Below are 23,062 nucleotides of genomic sequence, written 5' to 3'. Positions count from 1 at the left end.
CAAATACCTGCCCTCGGCAGGCTGAGCTAATCCAGCTTTCCCATTAGACCACGACTAACCAGAGTGATTAACTATGAGTCGCAAAAATCTCATCCTATTGGTGGTTTACGTTGCTTTTACCCTGGGAATTAGTCTGTGGTTAGGGCAACAGTCCTACCAATGGCTACCCGCCGCCGCCGCCCAGGAAGCTCAACCGGTGGGAGATTTATTTAGCTTTTTGGTCAGCCTTGGCAGTGTGGTTTTCTTGGGGGTGACCGGCGTTCTGGTTTACTCAATTATTTTTTATCGCTTTACCCTGAAAAACCCCCAGGGTGCCCCCATCCGGGGTAACGCTCGTTTGGAAACTTTTTGGACGGTGGTGCCCCTCATCCTTGTTACTTGGATTGCTTGGTATAACTACGTTACCTATCAACGCATGAATGTGCTCGGCCCCCTACCCGTGGTGGAAGTGCCTCAATTACTGGGGGAAAAGGCGATCGCTGCCGACCCTCCTGCAACATTGGCCATGGCCCAGGGGAGTAGTATCAACCCCGAAAAAATTGGCGTGGAAGTGAAACAATGGCTGTGGACTTTTACCTATCCCAATGCCGGGGTTACTAGCCATGAATTGCATCTGCCCCTCGATCGCCGAGTGACATTGAATATGACTTCGGCAGACGTGCTCCACGGGTTTTACGTGCCTAATTTCCGCATTAAGCAGGACATTGTGCCCAACCGAGAAATTGAATTTAGCTTTACCCCCAATCGCCTGGGGGAATACAAACTCCACGACTCCCAATTTAGTGGCACCTACTTTGCCGTCATGACGGCCCCAGTGGTGGTGCAATCTGTGTCCGATTACCAAGCCTGGCTAGAAAGTCAAAAATCCCTTACCCCAGGGCAATTACCCAATCCAGCTCTGGATGAATTCAACCAAGCCCCTGGCACCCCCTTCAAAAGTGGTTGGCCCACCGTTTCCCCTGCAATTCGTAAATAAGGATGGAAATAGGTTGTTATCCTGGGCCAGCAATCCACCGCTGGTAGTAAAGATTTGTAAACTATAATGACTTAGAATTTGAATGTAGTTTTAGCGGTAGGGACTGAATGGAAAAACTAATGCGGATTGAGCGGTTGTTACTAATTGGGCACATTGCCTCCATGGGTTTTGGCCTGGCAGGACTATTGCTGGTGTTGCCCCACCCAGAATTCGTGGCCCAGTTACCTCCCATTGGCCAGACAGCTTTCCAGTGGTCCATGGCCGGTGGTGGCGTGGCTTACATGATCCTGGGCTTTGCCGCTGTGGCTGTTTATGCCTTCCGCACCTTGGGGCTGTTGCCTACCCTCGGATTTTTGATTCCCGCCCTCAGCATTTCCGTTTCCGCCGAACTGTTGGGAACCAGCACTGGTTTTCCCTTTGGCTACTACCGCTATCTATCGGGCTTGGGTTATAAAATTGCCGGTCTAGTGCCCTTCACCATTCCCCTTTCCTGGTTTTACCTAGGATTCTGCTCCTACCTCCTGGTACGGGCCGGTCTGCGTCACAGTAATTTGCCCCGCTTTGGCCAAGAATTGACGGCGATCGCCGTGGGGGCAACTTTGTTAATGTCCTGGGACTTTGTTTTAGACCCCGCCATGAGCCAAACGACTATGCCCTTTTGGGTCTGGGATGTGCCGGGGGGATTTTTCGGCATGCCCTATCAAAACTTCGCTGGCTGGTTCTGCACCGGGGCCATATTTATGATCGTGGCGACCATTATTTGGCGAGTCAATAAAGTTGAAATCCCCGAAGTTGACTACTCCCTGCCCTTGGCCATGTACCTGGGCAATTTTGGCTTCGCCATGGTGATGAGCATTGGCGCCCATATTTATCCCCCCATTTTCCTCGGCTTTTTGTTGGGGGTTGCACCGGCTTTATACTTCTACCGTCGGGCTGGGGAAGATTCCCGTTCCACCGCAGTTTCCCGCTTGAAATCGGTAATTGAGCAGGATAAAGCTGATTTGGCGGCGATTAAATAATTTTTAACTATCCCATCTAGCCAAACTTTGCCTAATGTTGCTTGCCCTGACCAAAACCCTGGTTGGGGCTTAGCTAATGGTTGGTAAAAGGTTGTTTGAAAAGCCCCCATGTCCTCCGACTTTGAGCGGCGAGTAGAGAAAAAGTAACTCCATCATTGTGGTCGCTTCATTCGGTTGATTGGAAAGACAAACTAGAATTTTGCCAACAGGCCCCAAGTCTTGCCTCTTCTTGTTTCCGGCTAACCCTGTGTGGGAGAGTATAAGTCTGTTGCTCCCAACAATTTTCCATGACTAATTCCTCAACCCTAACCGTGGCCGTCATTGGTACCGGTTTTGGCCAGGCTGTCCATTTGCCGGCTCTGCAATACCACGATCAAACCCAGGCGATCGCCATTTACCATCGAGATTTGACCAAGGCCAAAGAAGTAGCCCAATCCCAGGGTTTACCCCACAGTTATGACAATTTGCCTGAATTACTGGCTAATCCAAATATCAAAGCGGTGACCGTTGCTAGTCCCCCCTTCCTCCACTTTGAGATGGCTAGGGACGCGATTTTAGCCGGCAAACATGTGTTACTGGAAAAACCAATGACTTTGCGGGTAGAGGAAACAATTGAACTTTATCACCTGGCCCAGCAACGGAGGGTAACGGTGATGCCGGATTTTGAATTTCGTTTTGTGCCCGCTTGGCAGTACGTGGCGGAACTTTTGGAAAGGGAAATTTTGGGCAAACTAAGGTTAATTAAAGTGGATTGGCTGGTGGGCAGTCGGGCCAATGCTGAACGAGCTTGGAATTGGTATGCCCAACGGGAAAAAGGTGGGGGAGCCTTAGGGGCCTTGGCCTCCCACACGTTCGATTATTTACATTGGTTATTCGGCCCGGCCCACAGTTTGTCCGCTAATTTGAGTGTGGCGATCGCCGAGCGCCCCGATCCGTTGGACCATAATCGCCTGAAGCCAGTGACAGCAGAGGATACAGCACTAATCAGCTTAACTTTGGACAACGACGTTCCCTGCCAAGTAAATATCACCTCCGTGGCCTATGGTGGTCGGGGCCATTGGCTAGAGATTTATGGCGAAAAAGGTAGTTTGGTGTTGGGCAGTGACAACCTCAAGGATTACGTCCATGGCTTCAAAATTTTCCATCATCCTGCCGGGGAACCAATGCAGGAGTTGACGGTACCAACCCGTTTAGACTTTCCGAAGGTATTTGCCGATGGTCGCCTGGCTCCGGTGGTGCGGGTGGTGGATGAATGGGCACAGAGTATCTTGCAAAGGAGAACTCCTACACCATCTTTGCGCCATGGGGTTTACTCCCAACTATTAATGGATTTGACTAAGCAAGCCCATCAACAAAAACAATGGGTGACCGTGCCGGATCTTGATCGCCTGTTGGCCCGATAGTTTTCCATGGCCAAAGTTCCGCCCCTGATCGTTATTTGTGGAGCCACTGCCAGCGGGAAGTCCCAACTGGCCATGGCCCTGGCCCAGAGGTTAAACGCAGTTATTTTGGGGGCCGATTCCCGACAAATTTATCGACAATTGGACATTGGCACCGCTAAACCCAGCCTCGACGATCGCCAACGGGTGCCCCATTACCTGATTGACATTTGCGAACCGACGGAAAACTTCACCCTAGCGGAGTATCAACGGCAAGCCGAGAAGTTAATTGCGTCATTAAGCCAACCCATTCTTCTGGTGGGAGGCACTGGTTTGTACATTCAGGCGATCGTGCGGGGGTTAAAAATTCCCGCCGTTCCCCCCCAGGCAGAGCTACGGGAACAATTGGCTAATTTAGGACAAATTTTTTGTTATCAACTGTTGGGTCACGTTGACCCCATGGCCCAAAGCAAAATTGAACCCGCTGATGTGGTGCGTACCCTCAGGGCCTTGGAAGTTTTCTACACCACTGGCAAAGCCATTTCTGCTCTCCAAGGGGAAAATCCCCCGGACTATCCCATTGTGCAAATTGGCCTAGGACTGGAACCGGATCAACTCCAACCGAGAATTGTCCGCCGCACCCACGCCATGATTGAGGCCGGTTTAGTGGGGGAAGTGGAAAGTTTAATCCATCAGTACGGTGAAAACTTACCCCTGCTCCATACCCTCGGCTATGCTGAAATTAAACAATATCTCCAGGGCAAAATATCCCTGGCCCAAGCTACGGAGCAAATCATTGTCCACACCAGACAATTCGCCAAACGCCAGCGCACATGGTTCCGCAAAGACCCGTCCATCCAGTGGCTTGATCCTAACCAGGAAAACTTACTAGAGTCAGCGATAAAATTGTTGCATGTCCAGAAAAACAGAGGAATGTTTTAAGTATTGCCGGCTGAAATAATTCTTAAAATGGCATTATTGCTAGTTTTCCCTCAGGATTTTCACGCTTATGGCCATGGATAAGGATACGAAATTTGCCCTATTGGTAATGGGAGTCCCACTTTTGGGGGTGCTCTACTGTGCATTTATTTTGGCAGTGATGCTTTCCTCAGAAACGGCCCGACAACACCCCATTATCACTGGCACTATTTTCGTCTTAGCCCCTTCCCTAGTTTCCGGCACCATTTGGTTACGGGCTTCCTTTAAGGCCAGAAAACAGGAAAACTTGGGGCTTTAATGGGCATTCTTTATCTGGTGGCGACCCCCATTGGCAATTTGGGCGATATGACTCCCCGGGCGGTGGAAACCCTGCAGGAAGTTGATTTAATTGCGGCGGAGGATACCAGGCACACGGGCAAATTATTACAACATTTCCAAATCACCACGCCCCAGATTAGTTACCACGACCATAATCGCCATGGCCGCACCCAGGAGCTATTGGCCAAATTACAAGGGGGACAAAACATTGCTTTGGTGAGTGATGCGGGGACCCCAGGCATTTCCGATCCAGGGCAGGAGTTGGTGGCCGCCTGTGGTGAGTTGGCGATCGAGGTGGTGCCCATCCCTGGGGCCACTGCTTTGATTGCGGCCTTGATTAGCTCCGGTTTAGCCACGGAACGTTTTGTTTTTGAAGGTTTTTTACCCACGAAAAATCAGCCCCGAGAGCAGTTGTTACAGAGTCTGGTGCTAGAACAGCGGACTATTATCCTCTACGAAGCGCCCCACCGTTTATTGACCACCTTGACTGATCTGCAGACTGTTTTCGGCCCCGAACGGAACTTAACTGTGGCCCGGGAATTGACCAAATACCATGAACAATTTTGGCGGGGAAATCTGCAAACGGCGATCGCCTATTTCACGGAAAACACACCGAAAGGGGAATTTTGCCTGGTAATTGCCGGGGCACCACCGCAGGAGAGGGCTAACTTCTCCGAAGAAAATCTACGGCACGAACTGAGAAGCCTTATGGCTAAAGGATTAACTCGCTCCCAGGCCAGTCGCCAACTGGCGGAGGCAACGAAACTGCCCCGTCGGCAACTTTATCAACTCAGTTTGGAACTGGAAGCTGAAACCTGATTCTTGGCCAACTCCCATGGCAACACCCACCTCTGGAAATTCACTAAGTTTTTCGCTCAGGAGTTCCAGCTTGGGCCGCTAGCCATTGTTTTAATTCTGTGAAATCAGAGCAGTCCAACAGGACTTCTCCCAACTGCTCCAATTGGGGCACAGTTAGAGTGTCAATTCTCGTCAGATTAACTTCATCCAACTCGCCAAAACGATGCCTAATTTGTTTGAGTAGCAGAGATTTTTGTCCACGTTCAATACCTTGAAGCATCCAACTGGTTGTTAACTGCATAACATCCTCCTGTTCTGGGGGGGAAAATTCGGCGATGGTTTCTTTGAAAATTGTCTCTTCCGCTTGATTGAGAGTGAGATAGGTGTCCACAAAGCCAGAGATTAATTGCATTCTAGCCGGATCAAGCTTGAGGGTTACCAATAGTCGCAAACATTCAGCCTTAACTTTGGCACGGTCTGGGGGAGCAATCTGCATTTTTGCCATTAACGCCGAAGCAACGGGATTGGGTTGGGACAAAAAATCCCGCCAGTGGAGTTGGTTAAGTTGAAGGACTCTATATTTAAAATCTAGTACTAATAAGTCGGGAAAGTTAACACGGTATTCCTGGGGAGCCGGCTTTAAAGGACGATCGTAGGAAAAAATCACAATGGGATAAACTGGCAAAGAAAACTTGCCATGGAGGCGAGCAAAGTATTGAAACATCCGCTGATTAAACTGGGACTGGTTTGTCGCCTGGGCTTCCACATGGATTAGGAAATAAGCATCTTGCCCTTTAAATTTGGCTTGGACAATCAGATCACTTTCGTATCTTTCGCCCACTGTTACATCGGTAAAAATTTCCTTGTCGAGAAAAATCAAGGAATCTTGGTCTAAGTAATCCAGTACCTGGGGAAAAAACAGATCAAGAAATTCTACAAAAAAAGTTGTTAAAAGTTCCTTGAAGAGGCGATCATGGTCAATCATTCTTGATGGCGAGATTTGAAATCTTCAATAGTCATGGCCAAACCCTGATCTAGGGGAATGGTTGGTTGCCAATTTAAATAGTTTTTTGCCAAGGTAATATCCGGTTGCCGCTGTTTGGGGTCATCCTCCGGTAGGGGTTGGTAAATTAACTCCGCATCAGGATTAATGGCGGTCTGGATTTTTTCTGCCAGTTGCAAAATGGTATATTCCCCCGGATTACCCAAATTAACTGGGCCAATGTAATCCCCATTCATGAGGCGCATTAGACCTTCCACCAAGTCGGATACGTAGCAGAAACTGCGGGTTTGGGAGCCATCGCCAAAAACTGTGAGGGGTTTACCCTGTAATGCTTGAACAATAAAGTTACTCACCACCCGGCCATCGTTTTCCAACATTCGGGGGCCATAGGTGTTGAATATTCTTGCTACTCTAATGTCAACTTTGTGCTCTCGATAATATTCAAAAGCTAGGGTTTCTGCCACCCGCTTCCCTTCGTCGTAACAGGCTCTTGGACCAATTGTATTAACATTGCCCCGATAGCTTTCCGGTTGGGGATGAACGTCTGGATCGCCATACACTTCCGAGGTGGATGCCAATAAAAACCTTGCGCCAACCCGTTTAGCTAAACCCAACATATACAAAGTCCCCATCACATTTGTTTTGATGGTTTTAACGGGATTGAATTGGTAATGGACGGGGGAGGCTGGGCAGGCTAGATGGTAAACCTGGTCGACTTCCAAGCGAATGGGTTCGGTAACGTCGTGGCGAATGAGTTCAAAATTGGGATTATCTAACCATTGGATAATGTTCCGCTTTGTGCCGGTGTAAAAGTTATCCAGGCATAAAACTTCGTGGCCCTGGGCCATCAGGCGATCGATAAGATGGGAACCAATGAAGCCTGCTCCCCCTGTGACCAAAATCCGCATCTTTACCCCAACTTGTACAAATGGCGTCATTTTAGCATTTGGCAAATGCCTAGACAGCAATGAAATCCAATATGTCTACCCCCCACAGAGGAAAGGTTTGAGATCAATCCAATAGTCCTGGAATGGTTTTAATTTCCAGCCGTTGCTCCGCTAGTTCCACGGTAGGTACAATGGCTTCAACGAAGGGGATGAGCACTTCTTTGTCCGGGCTTTTATCCAAAGTTACCCCTAACAAATCGTTGCCGGCGCTATAGAAATCTGTCACTATCCCTAGGCGATCGCCATTGTTGTGGTCGTAAACAATCAACCCTAATAAATCAGTGACATGGAATTCCCCCGGCTCCAACGGTAGGCGATCAGTGGCGGGCACCAATAGTTGGTAATTGACCAAGGCTTCCGCCTGATTGCGGTCGGTAATTTCAGCGAAACGAAGAATATAAAGGTTTTTGCCAGGAATTTGTTTGCCCTTTTTGAGCGTGAGGGGTTGGGGGGTGTCCTGAGCTGTTTTTCTAATCCACCGCTGACCCTTGGTTAAAAATCTTTCGGGGAAATCTGAGGCTGAAAGAACCCGCACTTCCCCCTGAATGCCCTGGGGTGCAACAATGGTACCAATTTCTAGCCAATTTTCCGTTTCCATGGTTTGGATCATATTTTTTTGATGTTTCGTTAAAATTTCTCGGACTCCACCATCGTTCGTCTTTTGGGGGACTGTTGACAAGGTTTTAGTTTGGCTTCTAAACCCCCCAATACTGGGAGGCTTTTCTCTAGTTTTCCCCGAAACTAAGGGGGACCAAAGGCTTTTTAAACAGAAACCTATTGTCCACTGGGAAATAGCTAATTCGTGACGTAAAGCTGACCTACCTGCTCCACCGCAAGGCGGGACTGAATACCCAAGGTCAAAGGAGAGCGATCGCCGTTGTGGAAATGGTCAGCGGCGGCACAGGCAATCATGGCGGCATTATCAGTACAAAGTTTTAAGGGTGGGAAAAAAACCTGCAATTGATTTTCCTCGGCGGCGGCTTGGAGATGATAGCGTAGGCGGCTATTGGCGGCCACCCCTCCTCCCACAGTAATGGTGGTTAAGCCATGGTCCAATGCACAACGAATAGTTTTCTTTGTCAGGGAACGGGCCACCGTATCTTGGAAACTGGCTGCTAAATCATCCACGGGGAAAGGTTCTGGGCTTTGCTTTAGCTCCTGGGTAAGGCGCAACATGGCAGTTTTCAAACCACTAAAACTGGAGTCGTAGGGATGGTATCCCCCCTGGGGTAGGGAAATTTTTCCCTCGGGTAACTTAAAAGCAGCCGCATCGCCATTTTTAGCCGCTCGGTCAATGGCCGGCCCCCCTGGGTAACCTAAATCCAGCAGACGAGCTACCTTGTCAAACGCTTCCCCCGCTGCATCATCCCTGGTGGTGCCCAATTGTCGGTAATCGCCACAGCCCTTAACGTGGATCAAACTGGTATGGCCACCGGATACCAATAGGCATAAAAAGGGTGGCTGCAACTCCGGCTGACTCAGATAGCTGGCATAGATATGGCCTTCCAAATGATGTACCCCCAGAAAGGGCTTTTGGTGCACCATGGCCAACGTTTTGGCCGCCGTTACTCCCACCATCAACGCCCCGGCCAACCCCGGAGCCACCGTCACGGCGATCGCCTCAATGTCTGGCCACCCCAAACCAGCCCCTTGCAAAGCTTGGTCGAGACAGGCATTAATTAAAAGCAAATGCTGACGGGAGGCCACCTCCGGTACTACCCCCCCAAAAACTTGATGGGTTTGTATCTGGGAAGAAACCACATTACTGTAAACGTTACGATTATTTACAATTGCTACCGCGGTTTCATCACAACTTGTTTCAATTGCTAAAATGATTGCCATTCTCTGCTAGTTTGAGTTTGATCCAAAAGACGACGGTTTATTAGCCCTGTCTTTCCTATTATCGGCTAACGATCTCCGGATCACGGTAACAGGTTGCTCAACTGGCTTGTTTATGACCCGTTTTGTCTGCGGTGGGGCACATCGTGGACGTTAAAGTAGATGCTTGCGGAGGGGAATCTGGCCAAGGTTTCAGAACAAAAATGAGCTGGAACTAGACAAACCCAAGGAAGCAAGAATCCCACGCCTCTGGGTGAGGGAGTTGTCAATAGCCGCCTTTTTAGTCTTTTGTTTAACCAAGGAAACGATTTTTATGAAACATTTGTTGGCGTTGCTCCTAGCCTTTACACTCTGGTTTAATTTCGCCCCGACCGCTTCGGCGGACGATTTTGCCAATTTGACCCCCTGTAGCGAAAATCCCGCTTTCCAAGCTAAGTCCCAGAACTATCTCAACACTACCGACGATCCCAACTCCGGCAAAATCCGGGCCGAACGTTATGCTTCCGCCCTTTGTGGTCCCGAAGGCTATCCCCACCTGATCGTGGACGGCCGTTTCACCCATGCCGGTGATTTTCTGATTCCTAGCATTTTGTTCCTTTACATTGCTGGCTGGATCGGTTGGGTTGGTCGTTCCTACCTAATTGAAATTCGGGAAAGCAAAAATCCTGAAATGCAGGAAGTGGTCATCAATGTCCCCCTCGCCATCAAAAAAATGTTGGGTGGATTCCTCTGGCCCCTGGCCGCTGCTGGAGAATATACTTCTGGCAAACTGGTGATGAAGGATTCAGAAATCCCCACCTCCCCCCGCTAGTTAGGGACGGGGAAAGATTGGTGTTATTGCCCCATATCTAGCCCCCTTTAATTCTGAACTTATTTTTTGTTTATCTTTGTCAATTCTGGAGACTCAATTTATGGACGGTTTGAAATCCTTTTTGTCAACAGCTCCGGTCATGATTATGGCTTTGTTGACTTTCACCGCTGGCATTTTGATCGAGTTTAATCGTTTTTACCCCGATCTTCTTTTCCACCCCTAGTTTTACTGGGCAAATGAATTTCTCTCACTATTGTGTGTGGTGAGACAAGACTTTGGTTAGGATTTACGATTGAAATCCTAGCCAATTTTTTTTGCTAAAAATAGCTGAATTACCAGATCAATCGGTCAATTTACCTGGGTTGAGTAAATTAAAAGGATCTACTTGTCGTTTAAACATTAATTGGGATTCTGGCAGGGGTTGTACTGACCCGCCAGCTAAACTGTAAGTGTGGGGATTGGCGATTCTGGCGCCTAAATTTTGGTGGGCTGCCATAATCTCTTCTAGGCGATCGCCGTTGGTAAATCTAACCAAAGGAAAACCAGCCAAACACATTGCCCCTTGGATGCGCATCATTTCGATGTGGAACATAATCTCATCTTGAAAGAGTTTTTCTAGGGTAAGAATTTGTTCTAAATCTTGATAGAAAAATACCTGGAGATAGGTGAGGCTGGAATCCATGGCCCTAGCCAACAGGGTAGTGTGGTTCCAATTAAATTCAATTAAATTAACTTTTTTGCCAGGGGCTTGGGGATTTTGTTCAAAAATAATTTGCCCTTTATTTGACTTGGCTAATTCCGTAAAAGCTAGCCAATCTAAGGCGGAAACAATCACCATTACCCAGTGGTCACCGGGCTGATAATAATTTTTTAAACTGCTGAAATATTGCGGAATGGGATGGCCTTGAATGGAAATTTCCTTGCTAACAATGCCGTCCTGGTTAGCTAAATTCTGGGCAAAGGCGATCGCCGCTGATAGATCGGCAAAACTAACAACGGCTTCCTGCCAGGGTAAGGCCGGGGCCAACGGCAAAGTAATTTCAGTAATAATGCCATTGGTGCCATAGCCGTGGATGACCGGTTGGGCGGCCTCACCAGCTAGAACCAGACGCTGGGGTTCTGCCTCCATGGTCAACACTGTCAGGCTCTGGACATTGCCGGGGTCAAAGAGGGTGCCATAGTTCACTGCCCCCATGCCGGTACTGCCGCCGCTGACAAAGCCCCCCACCGTCGCCGTTTGGTAGGTGGAAGGTAAGAGCCGTAATTCCCAGCCCATTTGCTTAGCCTGCTGTTCTAGCTTGCCTAACTTTACCCCCGGTTCCACCACTGCTCGCCCTGCTTCCAGGCTGACAATCCTTTGCATAGGGGACAAATCCAACACAATCCCCCCCTGGAGGGGAACACATTGGCCGTAATTGCCCGTGCCGGCCCCCCGCACTGTGAGGGGAATTTGATTGGCTACACAGCAAAGGATCACGGCGATCGCCTCCGCTTCTGAGCGGGCCAACACCACCAGATCCGCCTGTTTACCCCGTAACTGCTCAGTCAAAATGGGGCTGAAATGGGCATAATCGGTGGATAGTTTCTGCCTCTGCTGGGGGTCTTGAATCACCTCCAAACCCTCGGCCGCCAATAATGCCGCAATTGCTGACCAGTCCATTGCTGTGATCCCTTACTAACTATGGATTAGTCGCAGGCTCCCATATTATTAATTTGCACCACTAACTGGTCAATGGCCCGCACGAGGTTATCTCCGGAGCGGCTCCAATCGTTGGCCAAAATGCTGAAAACCACAGTGCCGTGGGCAGGGGTGTTGGCATAGCCGGACAGAGCCCGTACCCCCCGCAGGGTTCCTGTTTTAGCAAAGACGTTATTTTGGGCCGTGGTGGCTTTCATGCGCCGGGCTAAAGTACCGTCCTGACCGGCGATCGGCATCGAAGAAACAAATAAACTGCTGTTATTGCTGCGGTACATGGCCTGGAGGGTATCTACTAGGGAGCGGGGCGTAGCCGCATTATTGCGGGACAAACCAGAACCGTCTGCCACTCGAAAACCCTGGGGATTAACCCCCAATTCTGCCACCGCCGCTTTAACGGCCCCTGGCCCCCCCACGGTGTTGAGCAACAGTTCTGCATAGCTGTTGTTGGAGCGTTTATTGGTGGTCATTACCCAGTTACGCAGGGGCTGGGAACGCACTGTGGCGTTGGGACCCAACCTTTGTAGAGCCGCCGCTGTGGTGAAAATCTTCGCGTTGGAAGCAGGAATAAAGAACTTATTTTCGTTATGGCTATATAGCACCCGGCGATCGTCCAATCGTTCCACCAATACCCCCCAGTTGGCGATGGCCTTGGCCCCCACAATGCGCTGCACAATGGGTTCAAAGGTAGCAGGGCAAGCCCCTTGGTAAATAGGGGAACCAATGTTGCCAAATCCCCCCGTTGGCATTTCCACTTCGATGGGAACTGACTGCCTACCCTGAAAATAGTCAACGCTGGCAAAGGTTTCTGGCTGGTCGGCTAAGGCCGGGGTGGTGCTTAACAGGGCAGCGCTGGTGGCAAGGGCGCCAACTTTTAGCCAGGGAAAACGATTTTTGATCATGGGCTTCCAATAAAGTTCAGAACCGCGAACCATGGGGGAGCAGATTGCTTCAGGTCTGACCTTGGTCCAACCACACAGGCACTGCTACCTTCCATCTCTAGGTTTGGGCTTTTTTGTGACGCACCATTTTTGATGCAGCAAAGTCAGGATTATACCACCATCGTCGACAACCATTGGTAGGCCATCGGGGAAACCATTATTCAGGACGAAATGAAAACTTCTTGGCTTGACTCTGCTGCAGAGAATATCAGGAAGTACTAAGAAAACTTCCTAACGACGCTGGCGGGAGATAATTTTTTCCACCATGGCTTGGCTTTCATGCACAAGGCTATGGCATGGCCCGGGGGCTTGGGTTAGGGTAGGCACCAGGTTACGGGCCTGGAGAGTCATGTGCAGTTGCAATTCCGCCACGTAATCACTGATGGCTTCTTGGGGCTGGGGAAGATCTACCGGGGTCGCTGACACTGTCCTTTTTCCTCCTTGAGCAATGCTGTTAACTAAAAAAATAACTGAAAAGTATCCAACCGAGGGACTTGGGATCCCTATAAAAACTACCATGGCATTAGCGGAGACGCACGCTTCTGCAACAGTCTTTAACATTTAGCTGTCTGTGGCCCTGGGACATTTCTCCCTAAATTGGGCCCTGGGTGCCTAGTTTCCTTTGCCAATTCTCTTGCCAATCAGTTATTCAGTTTTTCCATGTCAGAGCTTCAAACCCTGATCCGTAGTATTCGTCAAGAAGCAGAACGGGAGCCTTTTCCCTTAGATTCTCCCATTTACCAGCAGGCCAGCAAGGATGCCCTAGAGCCGATTTTGTTCGGAGGGAATCTGGGCAGTCAGCTTTGTTTTTTTGGTCGAGATCTGGGAGCGGATGAGGTACGCCAAGGACAACCCTTGATCGGAGCGGCGGGCCGCTTAGTGAGGAAGGGCTTTTTTGAAGCTTGGCAAGGTCGGACGCCCAAAGGTCAAGACGATCTGCAAACTGTTTGCCAAAGGATTTTGCTTACCAATACAGTGCCCTACAAACCCCCGGAGAATAAGGCCTATTCCGTTAAGGTGAAGGAGCGGTTTCGTCCTTTTGTGGAGCAGTTATTGGTGTTCCATTGGCAGGGCAAACAAATTATTACCCTAGGAACGGAAGCTTTTAAATGGTTCGCCCCCTATGGCGCTAAGGGACAGTTGGATGAATTTTTCCGGGGTGGCGATCGCTATGAATCTTCCTTAGATGTGTTGATCAAAGCCAACACAGGAGCGGGCAAAAGTAGTCAAAAAATTGTTAAATTAATGCCTTTACCCCATCCTTCACCGTTAAATAAGCGGTACTACGGCCAATTTCCCCAAATGTTGCAACGCCGCTTGGCGGAAATTGCTTTCTAGCTCTAGGTTGAGGGCGGTTACATTACTCCAGAATCCATCAAATTTACCTATGAAAGTTTTAGTTGTCGGTGCCACCGGAGAAACGGGCAAACGGGTTGTCAACACCCTAGTCGATCGCCAAATTGCAGTGCGGGCTTTGGTACGGAACTATGACAGTGCTAAAGCGGTATTGCCCCCAGGGACGGAAATTATGGTGGGGGATTTGTTGGAACCGGAAACTATCAAAGCGGCGATCGCCGATTGCACTACGGTGATTAGTGCGGCCGGAGCCAGGCCGAGTGTGGATTTGACCGGGCCATTTAAAGTGGATTATTTGGGTACCCGCAACCTAGTGGATGTGGCCAAGGCCAGCGACATTGAACAATTGGTGCTGGTCTCTTCCCTCTGTGTATCCAATTTCTTCCATCCCCTCAACCTGTTCGGTCTAATTTTGGTCTGGAAACAGTGGGGCGAAAATTATCTCCGTCAGAGCGGTGTGCCCTACACCATTGTGCGGCCAGGAGGACTCAAAAATGAGGATAACGACAATGCCATTGTTATGGCCGGGGCGGATACATTATTTGATGGTAGTATTCCCCGACAAAAAGTAGCAGAGGTCTGTGTGGAATCTCTCCTTTCTCCTAGTGCCAAAAATAAAATTGTTGAAATTATCAGTAAGCCGGATATTCCCGTACAGTCCTTTGAGGAATTATTTGCCGTAGTTGCCTAGCCGTAATCACAGAAATCTAATTTTTTTCCCCAGTTAGCATTTAATTGCATGAGCTGGGGATTATTAGGGTGTAAAATAATATATTTTTAATACAGACCTAATATAAAACTTTATTGGCTTAATTTTATTTCAAGTAGGCATGATTTTTCGCAAGCAATCAGACTTCAAGATCCAGCTATTTTTCTAAATTGGTCAAGTTCACCCATGATTTTATTTTTTTGTTTATTAACTTCATCTATTTTTTTATCTTCAGAACAGGTAGTGTAGTAGTCTTTTTCTATGCTCTTAAATAAAAAGCGACCTGGGTCTGTATATTCACTACAAAGAGTATAAGCAAGATTATTAACAATACGTTCTATGCTCATATTACTCTTTTTTATTATTTTTTCTACCCCTCCGGTAGCTGCATCTTTTCCGAGTTTATTTGAGATTATATTAATAATATTTTGCCGTTCTATTTTATCTTCTATGCTTTCAGTTATATGATCTAGATGTTCTTTTAATTTGTCTATCTGTTGATAGCCTGATTCGTAACGGATAATCAAATTTCTAATACGATGTTGCTTTTCTTCTAATTCTTCTACTTCATCTTCTTGATAGGAATCTTTTGCGCTCAAAAAATCAATTATTTCATTATATTCCTCCCAAGTCTTCAAGTATTTGATATTTGGAGTATTTCCAACTATTTCCTGAATCTGCCTTTTATCTTCGTCAGGACAACAAATATATGTTATCTCGTCATAATTAAATTTTAATTTATATTCCTCCTCAGTTTCTTTTTCTATGTCTTCTTTGTTTCCCTTTGTGTACCGCCATTCTCTTTCCCATGAATAACCTTGTAAATTATTTCGACTATTTATATTTCCAAAAATTAACGGTGATATCTGTCCTGCCAATTTATGCATCTCTTTATTTTCTACTTCATACTTTTCTTTATTATTATTCAATTTTTCTTGAAGCCATTGGACAAGTTTTATTAACTCTCTATCAAAATAAGCAGTTGGACGAACTCCTTTTCTAACCATTTTTTCCTTGCTAAAACCTATTCCGTATTTTAAATCATCTCTATCCTTATTGTCATTCCACCTATATCTAAAAAAATCTAATGCAAAAGGTGGACTTTCTGTAAAACAAACCATTGCATAATCATGTTTGTCTGAGTGACTACCGCGAGGTTTTTGTAATTTTAAAAATTTATCTTTAAGAATCTGAATAAGATTATCCTTTGTCGTTAAATGAAATAAGTAAGGAGACATGTCTGGTTTGTCTACAGGAGTCAACTGAAAAGTTGGTTTCAGATTTCTTTTTGGAGTATTTGTCATTGTTTTATTAATTTTGTATTAAATTAAAATAGCAAGTTACTTCAATTTACTGTTGGATTAGAGTCCGCATCGTTTTAGATTAAACCATTAATAATATTCTTGATAACACTAAAGCTTAATCTGATTGTATCCCAACATTCTCGATTAGATTAGCTCCAGTTCATTTAAAAAAAGAGGGGGAAACCTCCAAAAAAGTAGGATTGGCTGCCCCCTGTTTCCAGGTAATTTTTGATGTTATTTTGTCAAAAATTTACTGTTTGGTCAAACGGGTTAACACCGCATTGGAACGCTCAATGAAACCCTTCATGCCCTCCGCATCAAAACCTTTTTGGGCCATTAATGCCAGGTCATAAACGTGTTGACAAAGGGACTTGGCTAATTCTGCTGAAGGAGATTCTCCACTGCCGGTGACAATACTGCCTTGGCTGAGGGACAGAATGTTTTGAATCAGAGGATGATTGGTGTTGATCGCCAGCACATGTTGCTCCGGGAAAGCCATGGCTTGCTGTTGCATCATGGCGGTCATTTCCTGGAGGCGGCGCATTGCTTCCGGCAATAACACCATAGCGGGGGGCGTAGATTGGGGATCGTCGGATTTTAGGGATTGGGTTTTGATGTTGATGTTGGGATTGTTGAGGGCCTTTTCAAAAATTTCCTTAATTTGCTCACTGCGGGATTTGTTGGTGGCCGGATCGACAATGTCGCTGGCCTTGTCCTCTTCAATCAGACTTTGATCCAGTTCTGAATCGACCCGGGAAAATTTGACGTCACTGTACTCTTTTTCCAGGAAGGGAATGAAGTAATTGGTGTCAATGAAGGAATCCATAAACAGGACTTCAATGCCCTGATTTTTATACAGTTCCACATAGGTCGCTTGGGTGCTCTGATCGGTGCAGTAGAAAACCCGATTTTCGTGGCGTTCCTTATTCCTGGCCAAGTAACGCTTTAAGCTGGTGTAGCCCTCTTTTTCGTAGGGATTAACGCCATCATCCTGTTGGGCATCGGACCAGGCATCACCATCTTCCGTTAAAACTTCCACTTTAGGCTCGGTAACTTCGGCTTTGTAGGTGGTGCGGTAGAGTAACAGGTCTTCCACCTGTTGTTTGAACTTATCTTCTCGCAGGGAGCCAAATTTGACAAAGGTGCCAATGTCTTCCCAACATTTCAAATATTCTTCGGGATTTTCGTCATACAAAGATTTGAGGCGATCGCCAACTTTTTTGGCAATGTAGTCGGCAATGCGGCGCACGGTGCGGTGGTTGGTGAGGGCACTGCGGGAAACGTTAAGGGGAATATCGGGACTGTCAATTACTCCCCGGAGCGGCATCAAAAATTCGGGAATGACTTCCTCGCAATGGTCACTGACAAAAACCTGGTTGCAGAAAAGTTTTATTTGCCCCTTGGACACATCCACATCGGGACGTAATTTGGGGAAATAAAGAATACCGTTGAGCAAAAATGGGTAATCGGTGTTGAGATGTACCCACAGCAGCGGATCTTCCTGGAAAGGGTACAGGTAGCGGTAAAACTCCAGGTAATCTTCCTTGGTTAGATTCTGGGGGGATTCCTTCCAGATGGCCCGTTGCTTATTTAACGTTTCCCCTTCAAAGCGGATGGGCACCGCCATAAAATCAGAGTAGGTTTTTACCAATTGGCGAATGCGACCGGCTTCTAAATATTCCTGTTCATCATCTAATAGGGTTAGGGTGACGGTGGTCCCCACCTGTTGGCGATCGGAATCGGTTAGTTCAAACTCCGGTGAACCATCACAACTCCAATGCACCGCCTGGGCCCCTTCTTGATAGGAAAGGGTATCAATTTCCACTTTTTGGGACACCATGAAAGCGGAGTAAAAGCCCAAACCAAAGTGACCGATCAGATCATTGGCGGACTTTTGGAACTTTTCGATGAACTCCTCCGCACTGGAAAAGGCTACTTGGTTAATATATTTTTTCACCTCATCGACGGTCATGCCAATGCCGTTATCGGTAATGGAAAGGGTCTTATTAGCCTTGTCTACCACCAAAGTGATTTGGGGATCCGGCACTTCCTGGGCCCCGTCGCTGGCGAAGGCGGCCATTTTCCGTTTGCTGATGGCATCAACGGCGTTGGAGATCAGTTCCCTCAAAAAGATTTCATGGTCAGTGTAGAGAGACTTTTTAATAATCGGGAAAATATTCTCGGTGTGGATCGTGATATTGCCTTTTTCGAGTACTGCCATAGGTCTTTAGATTTAATGTTTAGGATGTTTAGGAAATTTAGTAGACTGGCAAAACTTCCAGGAACCCGATCAGCTCCCCAGATTTGCCCAGTTCCCCAGCAATGGGGGTAACCCCATCATCATACGAAGCCAGGGACAGTTTACTCAGCGGCAGTTTCCGATCTTCGCCGTTTCGGTTATCCGTACCCCAAAAGTGATCCCCCAACTTGGCCCCGAATCCTAACGGCGATCGCCATTGCTACCTGGGGCATTAAAACCCGCTGGCTAGCCGGAATTTCCGTCCAGATTCCCTTTCCAGATGTCCCCGTCGGTTCTACACTTGACTTCGAAGTGTGTTGTTGGCAATCGAGAGGTCTGCTTGTGAAACGTGTCTTAGCGATTATCCTGGGCGGTGGGGCCGGGACCCGCCTCTATCCTTTAACCAAACTCAGAGCCAAACCCGCAGTCCCCTTGGCCGGAAAGTATCGCCTCATTGATATCCCCGTCAGTAATTGCATCAACTCAGAAATCGTTAAAATTTACGTCCTCACCCAGTTTAATTCCGCCTCCCTAAACCGCCATTTGACTAGGGCATACAATTTTGCCGGTTTCCAGGAAGGCTTTGTGGAGGTGCTAGCCGCCCAACAAACCAAGGACAGTCCCGAATGGTTCCAAGGTACGGCTGATGCGGTGCGTCAATATCTTTGGTTGCTGGGGGAATGGGACGTGGATGAGTATCTCATTCTCTCCGGCGATCATCTTTATCGCATGGACTATGCCCAATTTGTTCGACGCCACCGGGAAACTAACGCCGACATCACCCTTTCCGTTGTCCCCGTAGATGACAAGAAAGCCCCCGAATTAGGCCTGATGAAAATAGACGCCCAAGGCAGGGTAGTCAATTTTTCTGAAAAACCGAAAGGAGATGCCCTGCGCCAAATGCAGGTGGACACCACCCTCCTCGGTCTGAGCCCAGAAAAGGCTAAGCTCAATCCCTACATTGCCTCCATGGGCATTTACGTCTTCAAAAAAGAAGTACTGCACAACCTACTGGAGAAATACGAAAGCGCCACTGACTTTGGCAAAGAAATCATTCCCGATTCCGCCAAGGACTATAATCTCCAAGCCTATTTGTTTGATGATTACTGGGAAGATATAGGTACCATTGAAGCTTTTTACGAAGCTAACCTAGCCCTCACGAAACAGCCCCATCCCGACTTCAGCTTCTACAACGAAGATGCCCCCATCTACACCAGGGGCCGCTATTTGCCGCCCACCAAAATGCTGAACGCCACCGTGACGGAATCCATGATTGGAGAAGGCTGTATCGTCAAAGATTGCCGCATTCACCACTCCGTTTTAGGCATCCGTAGCCGCATTGAGTCCGGTTGCACCATTGAAGATACCCTCTTAATGGGCAATGACTTTTATGAATCGTCCCCGGAACGGGAATCTTTGGAAAGTAACGGCAAATGTCCCGCCGGCATTGGGCCCAACACCACCATTCGACGGGCGATTATCGACAAAAATGCCCGCATCGGCAAAAACGTCATGATTGTCAACAAAGAAAATGTCCAAGAAGCTAACCGGGAAGAGTTGGGCTTTTACATCCGCAACGGCATTGTGGTGGTGATCAAAAATGTGACGATCGCCGATGGCACGGTAATCTAGGGCCAGTTCCTTTCCTCGCACTATGGCCATGACCGCTCCTGTTAAAGCAGTAAAATCCCTAACCCAGAAGTTTGCCCCCCTCCGGTCTGTCCTAGACCAGTTGGACGGTCTGGGCATTCTTGCCTGGGGGGTGTTGATGCTCAAGTATTCTGTCTCTGGGGAACTGAGGCTATTAATTCACCCCAACTACTTTGGACTGGTGACAGTAACGGGCTTTGTCCTGCTGTTTTTGGGCGGTCTAAGGTTGTTCCAAACCGGAAGACGTTGGTTAAAAAGGGCCCGTCGCAGTGGGAATGGCAACCAAGATAGTGTCACCCACGTAGCAGTTTTACCCCTGGGCATGGGCACCGCTCTGTTGTTGGTTACAGCCGTGATGGGGCTTTTTATCACTCCCTCTGTCTTCAGCAGCCAATTGGCCATCCAACGGGGTATTAGTACCACTTTGCCCCCTACCCAAACCCAGATATCCAGCTTTGCCTCCCAGATCAAGCCGGAAGACCGCACCCTGGTGGATTGGGTCCGCACCATCAGCGCCTATCCAGAGCCGGACGTTTACGCCGGTCAAAAGGTTAATGTAACGGGCTTTGTCGTTCACCCCGACTATTTGCCAGATAATTATCTCCTCATCAGCCGCTTTATTCTGACCTGCTGTGCAGTGGATGCCTACCCTGTGGCTTTGACTGTCCGTTTAGAAGGTTCCCGTAGCCAGTACCCCCCCGATACTTGGTTAACCATCCAAGGGCAAATGGTGGCCGCAACCTTACCCAGTTCACCGGACCAAGGTAGGCAAGGGGGAGAAAAGCGCCAGGTAGTGGTGGAAGCCCAGTCGGTGGAAGTGGTGCCAACTCCTGCGGATCCCTATAGTTACGCGGATTGAGCAATGGGGAACGGAACCTAATCTGGGCCAAATCCATCGATACGAAGGCAGAGGTTCCCTTGGTGAAGATTGTCTATTCGCTAAAATAACCCAGCATTATTGTGCAAATTCGTTGACCAGTATGAAAGGTTTGTCCGGGCTGTTACAGTTTTTCATCGGCTTTATCCTGGGGGTGACCCTGTTTGTGGGGGGGATTTCCCTGGCGGGCTATTTGATTTTCAACCGTTTTGCGGCTAATCCAGAAAAGCCCTTATTTCCTGAAGAACAAAGTCAGCCCAAAGATGACAAGCCCTCCCCCACGGGGACAGCATCGCCCCAAGCATCACCGCAACCGAGTCCTTCCCCTTCCCCCACAGAAGAGCTTCCCCCTGGGGCTTATAAAGCTAAGGTCATTTGGAATGGGGGCTTAAATGTGCGTACCGAGCCGGATCGGGATTCTGATTCCCTCGCCACCATTAACTACAACGATGAAGTGGTGGTGTTGGCCACCGAGGGGGAGTGGTCAAAGTTACGGGTGGGGGGCACCGAGGGATGGGTGCGTTCAGGCAATCTGGAAAAATTGGCAAGCCCCTAGGGCCTGTTGACAAAGTTTTAGTTTTTCCCCTCAATCGATCCACTAAAGCAACGCCAATAAAAGGACTTTTATCTAAAATTTGCTCCAAATTTGAGGGGCGGGAAGTTGTTAAAACAGATTTTTAGTGGTAACCGAGGATAACAGATACTATGGCAGCGGCGAGATGACTGGTCAGATTCTTTTTCGGCCAGTTCTGGCAGGCAGTTCCCCCTTCTAATTCACTTAGCTGACTAGTTCCCGCACATCGGCCACTTGCCCCGTAATGGCCGCCGCCGCCACCATAGCTGGACTCATTAACAAAGTGCGACCAGAGGCAGAACCCTGGCGCCCCTTAAAGTTGCGATTGGAGGAAGAAGCACTCAGTTGATCACCCTGGAGTTTATCGGGGTTCATGGCCAAACACATGGAACAGCCTGCTTCCCGCCATTCAAAGCCCGCCGCTTGAAAAATTTGATCTAATCCCGCCGCTTCGGCCTGTTGTTTCACTTGTTCGGAACCAGGTACCACAAAGGCTTTTACCCCCGCTGCTACCTGATGACCCTTGGCCACCTTAGCTGCTTCTTCCAGATCACTCAGGCGGCCGTTGGTACAACTACCAATGAAACAAACATCGACCTTGGTGCCCTTTAGGGGTTGTCCCGGCTGGAATTGCATATATTTGTAGGCTTCGCTGGCGATCGCCTGGTCATCGGGGTCGAGACTGTCGAGGGTGGGAACGGGTTCACTAATACCAATGCCTTGGCCGGGGGTGATGCCCCAGGTAACGGTGGGCTCAATGTCCTCTGCCCGGAAGGAAACCACATCGTCATAGACTGCATCGGGGTCGCTGGCGATACTGCGCCACCATTGCACAGCCTTGTCCCAATCTTCCCCTTGGGGAGCAAACTCCCGCCCTTTCAGGTATGCAAAGGTCACTTCATCTGGGTTGATATAACCACAGCGAGCCCCCCCTTCAATGGACATATTGCAAACGGTCATGCGTTCTTCCATGTCCATTGCGGTAAAGGTTGACCCGGCATATTCGTAGGCATAGCCGACACCGCCCTTAACGCCTAATTTGCGGATAATGTGGAGAATAACATCCTTGGCATAGACCCCTGGCGCTAAATCACCGTTAACCTCAATTTTTCTCACCTTTAATTTGTTTAAACTCAAACTCTGGGCCGCCAATACGTCCCGCACCTGGGAGGTGCCAATGCCAAAGGCGATCGCCCCGAAGGCTCCGTGGGTCGAAGTGTGGGAGTCGCCACAGGCAATGGTCATACCCGGTTGAGTTAGGCCCTGTTCCGGGGCAATGACGTGGACAATGCCCTGATTGCCGGAGCCAATGGGGTGGAAGCGAATATTATGGGCCTTGGTATTGGTCTCCAACGCCTGCATCATTTCTTCGGCCAGGGAATCCTGGAAGGGCCGTTGTTGATCTTCCGTCGGCACAATGTGGTCCACCGTGGCCACTGTTCTTTCTGGATACATGACCCGCAATCCCCGCTCCTTCAGCATGGCAAAAGCCTGGGGACTGGTGACTTCGTGAATCAGGTGCAACCCGATGAAGAGTTGGGTTTGACCCGATGGCAAAACACTGATGGTGTGGAGATCCCAAACTTTGTCAAATAAGGTTCTTGCGCTCATAGTGGAAGTCTAGACAGGGCGATCGCCGAGGGAAAATGAATGGAGGATGGGGTAGTCGTAGTAACTATCACCATCT

The 23,062-nt window shown here is 48.5% G+C and carries 23 protein-coding genes; 13 read left to right on the top strand and 10 right to left on the bottom strand.

Annotated features, from left to right (window positions below):
• The first annotated feature begins 73 nt into the window (after nt 1-73).
• The 6 genes from IQ217_RS05575 to rsmI all read left to right on the top strand — a co-directional run bounded on the left by IQ217_RS05575 (nt 74) and on the right by rsmI (nt 5,450).
• Entirely contained in the window at nt 74-976 is a 903-nt protein-coding gene (locus IQ217_RS05575; protein ID WP_194019211.1) for a cytochrome c oxidase subunit II, read from the top strand.
• Between the two features lie 107 nt (nt 977-1,083).
• The gene (gene cruF / locus IQ217_RS05570; RefSeq protein WP_194019210.1) at nt 1,084-1,995 is read left to right on the top strand and encodes a gamma-carotene 1'-hydroxylase CruF; all 912 of its coding nucleotides are present in this window, start codon (nt 1,084-1,086) and stop codon (nt 1,993-1,995) included.
• Between the two features lie 287 nt (nt 1,996-2,282).
• The gene (locus IQ217_RS05565; protein ID WP_194019209.1) at nt 2,283-3,398 is read left to right on the top strand and encodes a Gfo/Idh/MocA family protein; all 1,116 of its coding nucleotides are present in this window, start codon (nt 2,283-2,285) and stop codon (nt 3,396-3,398) included.
• 6 nt (nt 3,399-3,404) lie between these two features.
• Complete coding sequence (gene miaA / locus IQ217_RS05560; RefSeq protein ID WP_194019208.1) at nt 3,405-4,316, top strand: tRNA (adenosine(37)-N6)-dimethylallyltransferase MiaA; 912 nt, start codon at nt 3,405-3,407, stop codon at nt 4,314-4,316.
• A gap of 73 nt (nt 4,317-4,389) precedes the next feature.
• The gene (locus IQ217_RS05555; protein WP_228023938.1) at nt 4,390-4,611 is read left to right on the top strand and encodes a hypothetical protein; all 222 of its coding nucleotides are present in this window, start codon (nt 4,390-4,392) and stop codon (nt 4,609-4,611) included.
• On the top strand, nt 4,611-5,450 hold the full coding sequence (gene rsmI / locus IQ217_RS05550) for a 16S rRNA (cytidine(1402)-2'-O)-methyltransferase (RefSeq protein ID WP_194019207.1): 840 nt from the start codon (nt 4,611-4,613) through the stop codon (nt 5,448-5,450). The genes IQ217_RS05555 and rsmI overlap by 1 nt, the downstream gene beginning before the upstream one ends.
• Nucleotides 5,451-5,493: 43 nt before the next feature.
• Here the strand turns inward: rsmI and IQ217_RS05545 are convergent, their stop codons facing one another.
• From IQ217_RS05545 to tsaD, 4 genes are all read right to left on the bottom strand, one after another.
• Nucleotides 5,494-6,414 carry a DUF4351 domain-containing protein gene (locus IQ217_RS05545; RefSeq protein WP_194019206.1) on the bottom strand — a complete coding sequence of 307 codons (921 nt, stop codon included), beginning with the start codon at nt 6,412-6,414 and terminating at the stop codon, nt 5,494-5,496.
• Complete coding sequence (locus IQ217_RS05540; protein WP_194019227.1) at nt 6,411-7,340, bottom strand: UDP-glucuronic acid decarboxylase family protein; 930 nt, start codon at nt 7,338-7,340, stop codon at nt 6,411-6,413. Before IQ217_RS05540 ends, IQ217_RS05545 begins: the two co-directional genes overlap by 4 nt.
• Nucleotides 7,341-7,443: 103 nt before the next feature.
• A complete protein-coding gene (gene rimM / locus IQ217_RS05535; RefSeq protein WP_194019226.1) occupies nt 7,444-7,989 on the bottom strand; it encodes a ribosome maturation factor RimM in 546 nt (181 codons plus the stop codon).
• Between the two features lie 185 nt (nt 7,990-8,174).
• Entirely contained in the window at nt 8,175-9,221 is a 1,047-nt protein-coding gene (tsaD, locus tag IQ217_RS05530) for a tRNA (adenosine(37)-N6)-threonylcarbamoyltransferase complex transferase subunit TsaD (protein ID WP_194019205.1), read from the bottom strand.
• 310 nt (nt 9,222-9,531) lie between these two features.
• On the opposite strand from tsaD, the gene IQ217_RS05525 reads away from it, so the two are divergent.
• Nucleotides 9,532-10,029 carry a Photosystem I reaction center subunit III gene (locus tag IQ217_RS05525; protein ID WP_190597904.1) on the top strand — a complete coding sequence of 166 codons (498 nt, stop codon included), beginning with the start codon at nt 9,532-9,534 and terminating at the stop codon, nt 10,027-10,029.
• Between the two features lie 100 nt (nt 10,030-10,129).
• Nucleotides 10,130-10,252 (top strand): photosystem I reaction center subunit IX, encoded by a 123-nt coding sequence (psaJ, locus tag IQ217_RS05520; protein WP_010872732.1) that lies wholly within the window; start codon nt 10,130-10,132, stop codon nt 10,250-10,252.
• Between the two features lie 117 nt (nt 10,253-10,369).
• Here psaJ and IQ217_RS05515 read toward each other — a convergent pair whose 3' ends face one another.
• From IQ217_RS05515 to IQ217_RS05505, 3 genes are all read right to left on the bottom strand, one after another.
• On the bottom strand, nt 10,370-11,689 hold the full coding sequence (locus IQ217_RS05515; RefSeq protein ID WP_194019204.1) for an FAD-binding oxidoreductase: 1,320 nt from the start codon (nt 11,687-11,689) through the stop codon (nt 10,370-10,372).
• A 26-nt stretch (nt 11,690-11,715) separates the two neighbouring features.
• Nucleotides 11,716-12,627 (bottom strand): D-alanyl-D-alanine carboxypeptidase/D-alanyl-D-alanine endopeptidase, encoded by a 912-nt coding sequence (gene dacB, locus IQ217_RS05510; RefSeq protein ID WP_228025698.1) that lies wholly within the window; start codon nt 12,625-12,627, stop codon nt 11,716-11,718.
• A 270-nt stretch (nt 12,628-12,897) separates the two neighbouring features.
• Nucleotides 12,898-13,092, bottom strand: a complete 195-nt coding sequence (locus IQ217_RS05505) for a hypothetical protein (RefSeq protein ID WP_190597907.1) — start codon at nt 13,090-13,092, stop codon at nt 12,898-12,900.
• A gap of 234 nt (nt 13,093-13,326) precedes the next feature.
• Here IQ217_RS05505 and IQ217_RS05500 point away from each other — a divergent pair, with 234 nt between their 5' ends.
• Together IQ217_RS05500 and IQ217_RS05495 are read left to right on the top strand one after the other, a co-directional pair.
• On the top strand, nt 13,327-14,004 hold the full coding sequence (locus IQ217_RS05500) for a uracil-DNA glycosylase family protein (RefSeq protein ID WP_194019202.1): 678 nt from the start codon (nt 13,327-13,329) through the stop codon (nt 14,002-14,004).
• Between the two features lie 49 nt (nt 14,005-14,053).
• Entirely contained in the window at nt 14,054-14,713 is a 660-nt protein-coding gene (locus IQ217_RS05495) for an SDR family oxidoreductase (protein WP_194019201.1), read from the top strand.
• Nucleotides 14,714-14,877: 164 nt separating this feature from the next.
• On the opposite strand, the gene IQ217_RS05490 is transcribed toward IQ217_RS05495, so the two are convergent.
• Entirely contained in the window at nt 14,878-16,035 is a 1,158-nt protein-coding gene (locus IQ217_RS05490; protein ID WP_194019200.1) for an abortive infection system antitoxin AbiGi family protein, read from the bottom strand.
• A gap of 250 nt (nt 16,036-16,285) precedes the next feature.
• Nucleotides 16,286-18,256, bottom strand: coding sequence for a molecular chaperone HtpG (gene htpG, locus IQ217_RS05485; protein ID WP_194019199.1), 1,971 nt, complete (start codon nt 18,254-18,256; stop codon nt 16,286-16,288).
• A 360-nt stretch (nt 18,257-18,616) separates the two neighbouring features.
• Here htpG and IQ217_RS05480 point away from each other — a divergent pair, with 360 nt between their 5' ends.
• From IQ217_RS05480 to IQ217_RS05470, 3 genes are all read left to right on the top strand, one after another.
• Complete coding sequence (locus tag IQ217_RS05480; RefSeq protein ID WP_194019198.1) at nt 18,617-19,906, top strand: glucose-1-phosphate adenylyltransferase; 1,290 nt, start codon at nt 18,617-18,619, stop codon at nt 19,904-19,906.
• A gap of 28 nt (nt 19,907-19,934) precedes the next feature.
• Entirely contained in the window at nt 19,935-20,783 is an 849-nt protein-coding gene (locus tag IQ217_RS05475) for a TIGR03943 family putative permease subunit (RefSeq protein ID WP_194019197.1), read from the top strand.
• A gap of 121 nt (nt 20,784-20,904) precedes the next feature.
• Nucleotides 20,905-21,357, top strand: a complete 453-nt coding sequence (locus IQ217_RS05470) for an SH3 domain-containing protein (RefSeq protein WP_194019225.1) — start codon at nt 20,905-20,907, stop codon at nt 21,355-21,357.
• A gap of 222 nt (nt 21,358-21,579) precedes the next feature.
• Here the strand turns inward: IQ217_RS05470 and leuC are convergent, their stop codons facing one another.
• Nucleotides 21,580-22,986: a 3-isopropylmalate dehydratase large subunit gene (leuC, locus tag IQ217_RS05465; RefSeq protein WP_194019196.1), complete on the bottom strand. Its 1,407-nt coding sequence runs from the start codon at nt 22,984-22,986 to the stop codon at nt 21,580-21,582.
• Nucleotides 22,987-23,062 lie beyond the last annotated feature (76 nt).

The organism is Synechocystis salina LEGE 00031 (genome assembly GCF_015207985.1).
Classification (GTDB): domain Bacteria; phylum Cyanobacteriota; class Cyanobacteriia; order Cyanobacteriales; family Microcystaceae; genus Synechocystis; species Synechocystis salina.
This window is presented reverse-complemented; position numbering and strand designations above follow the sequence as displayed.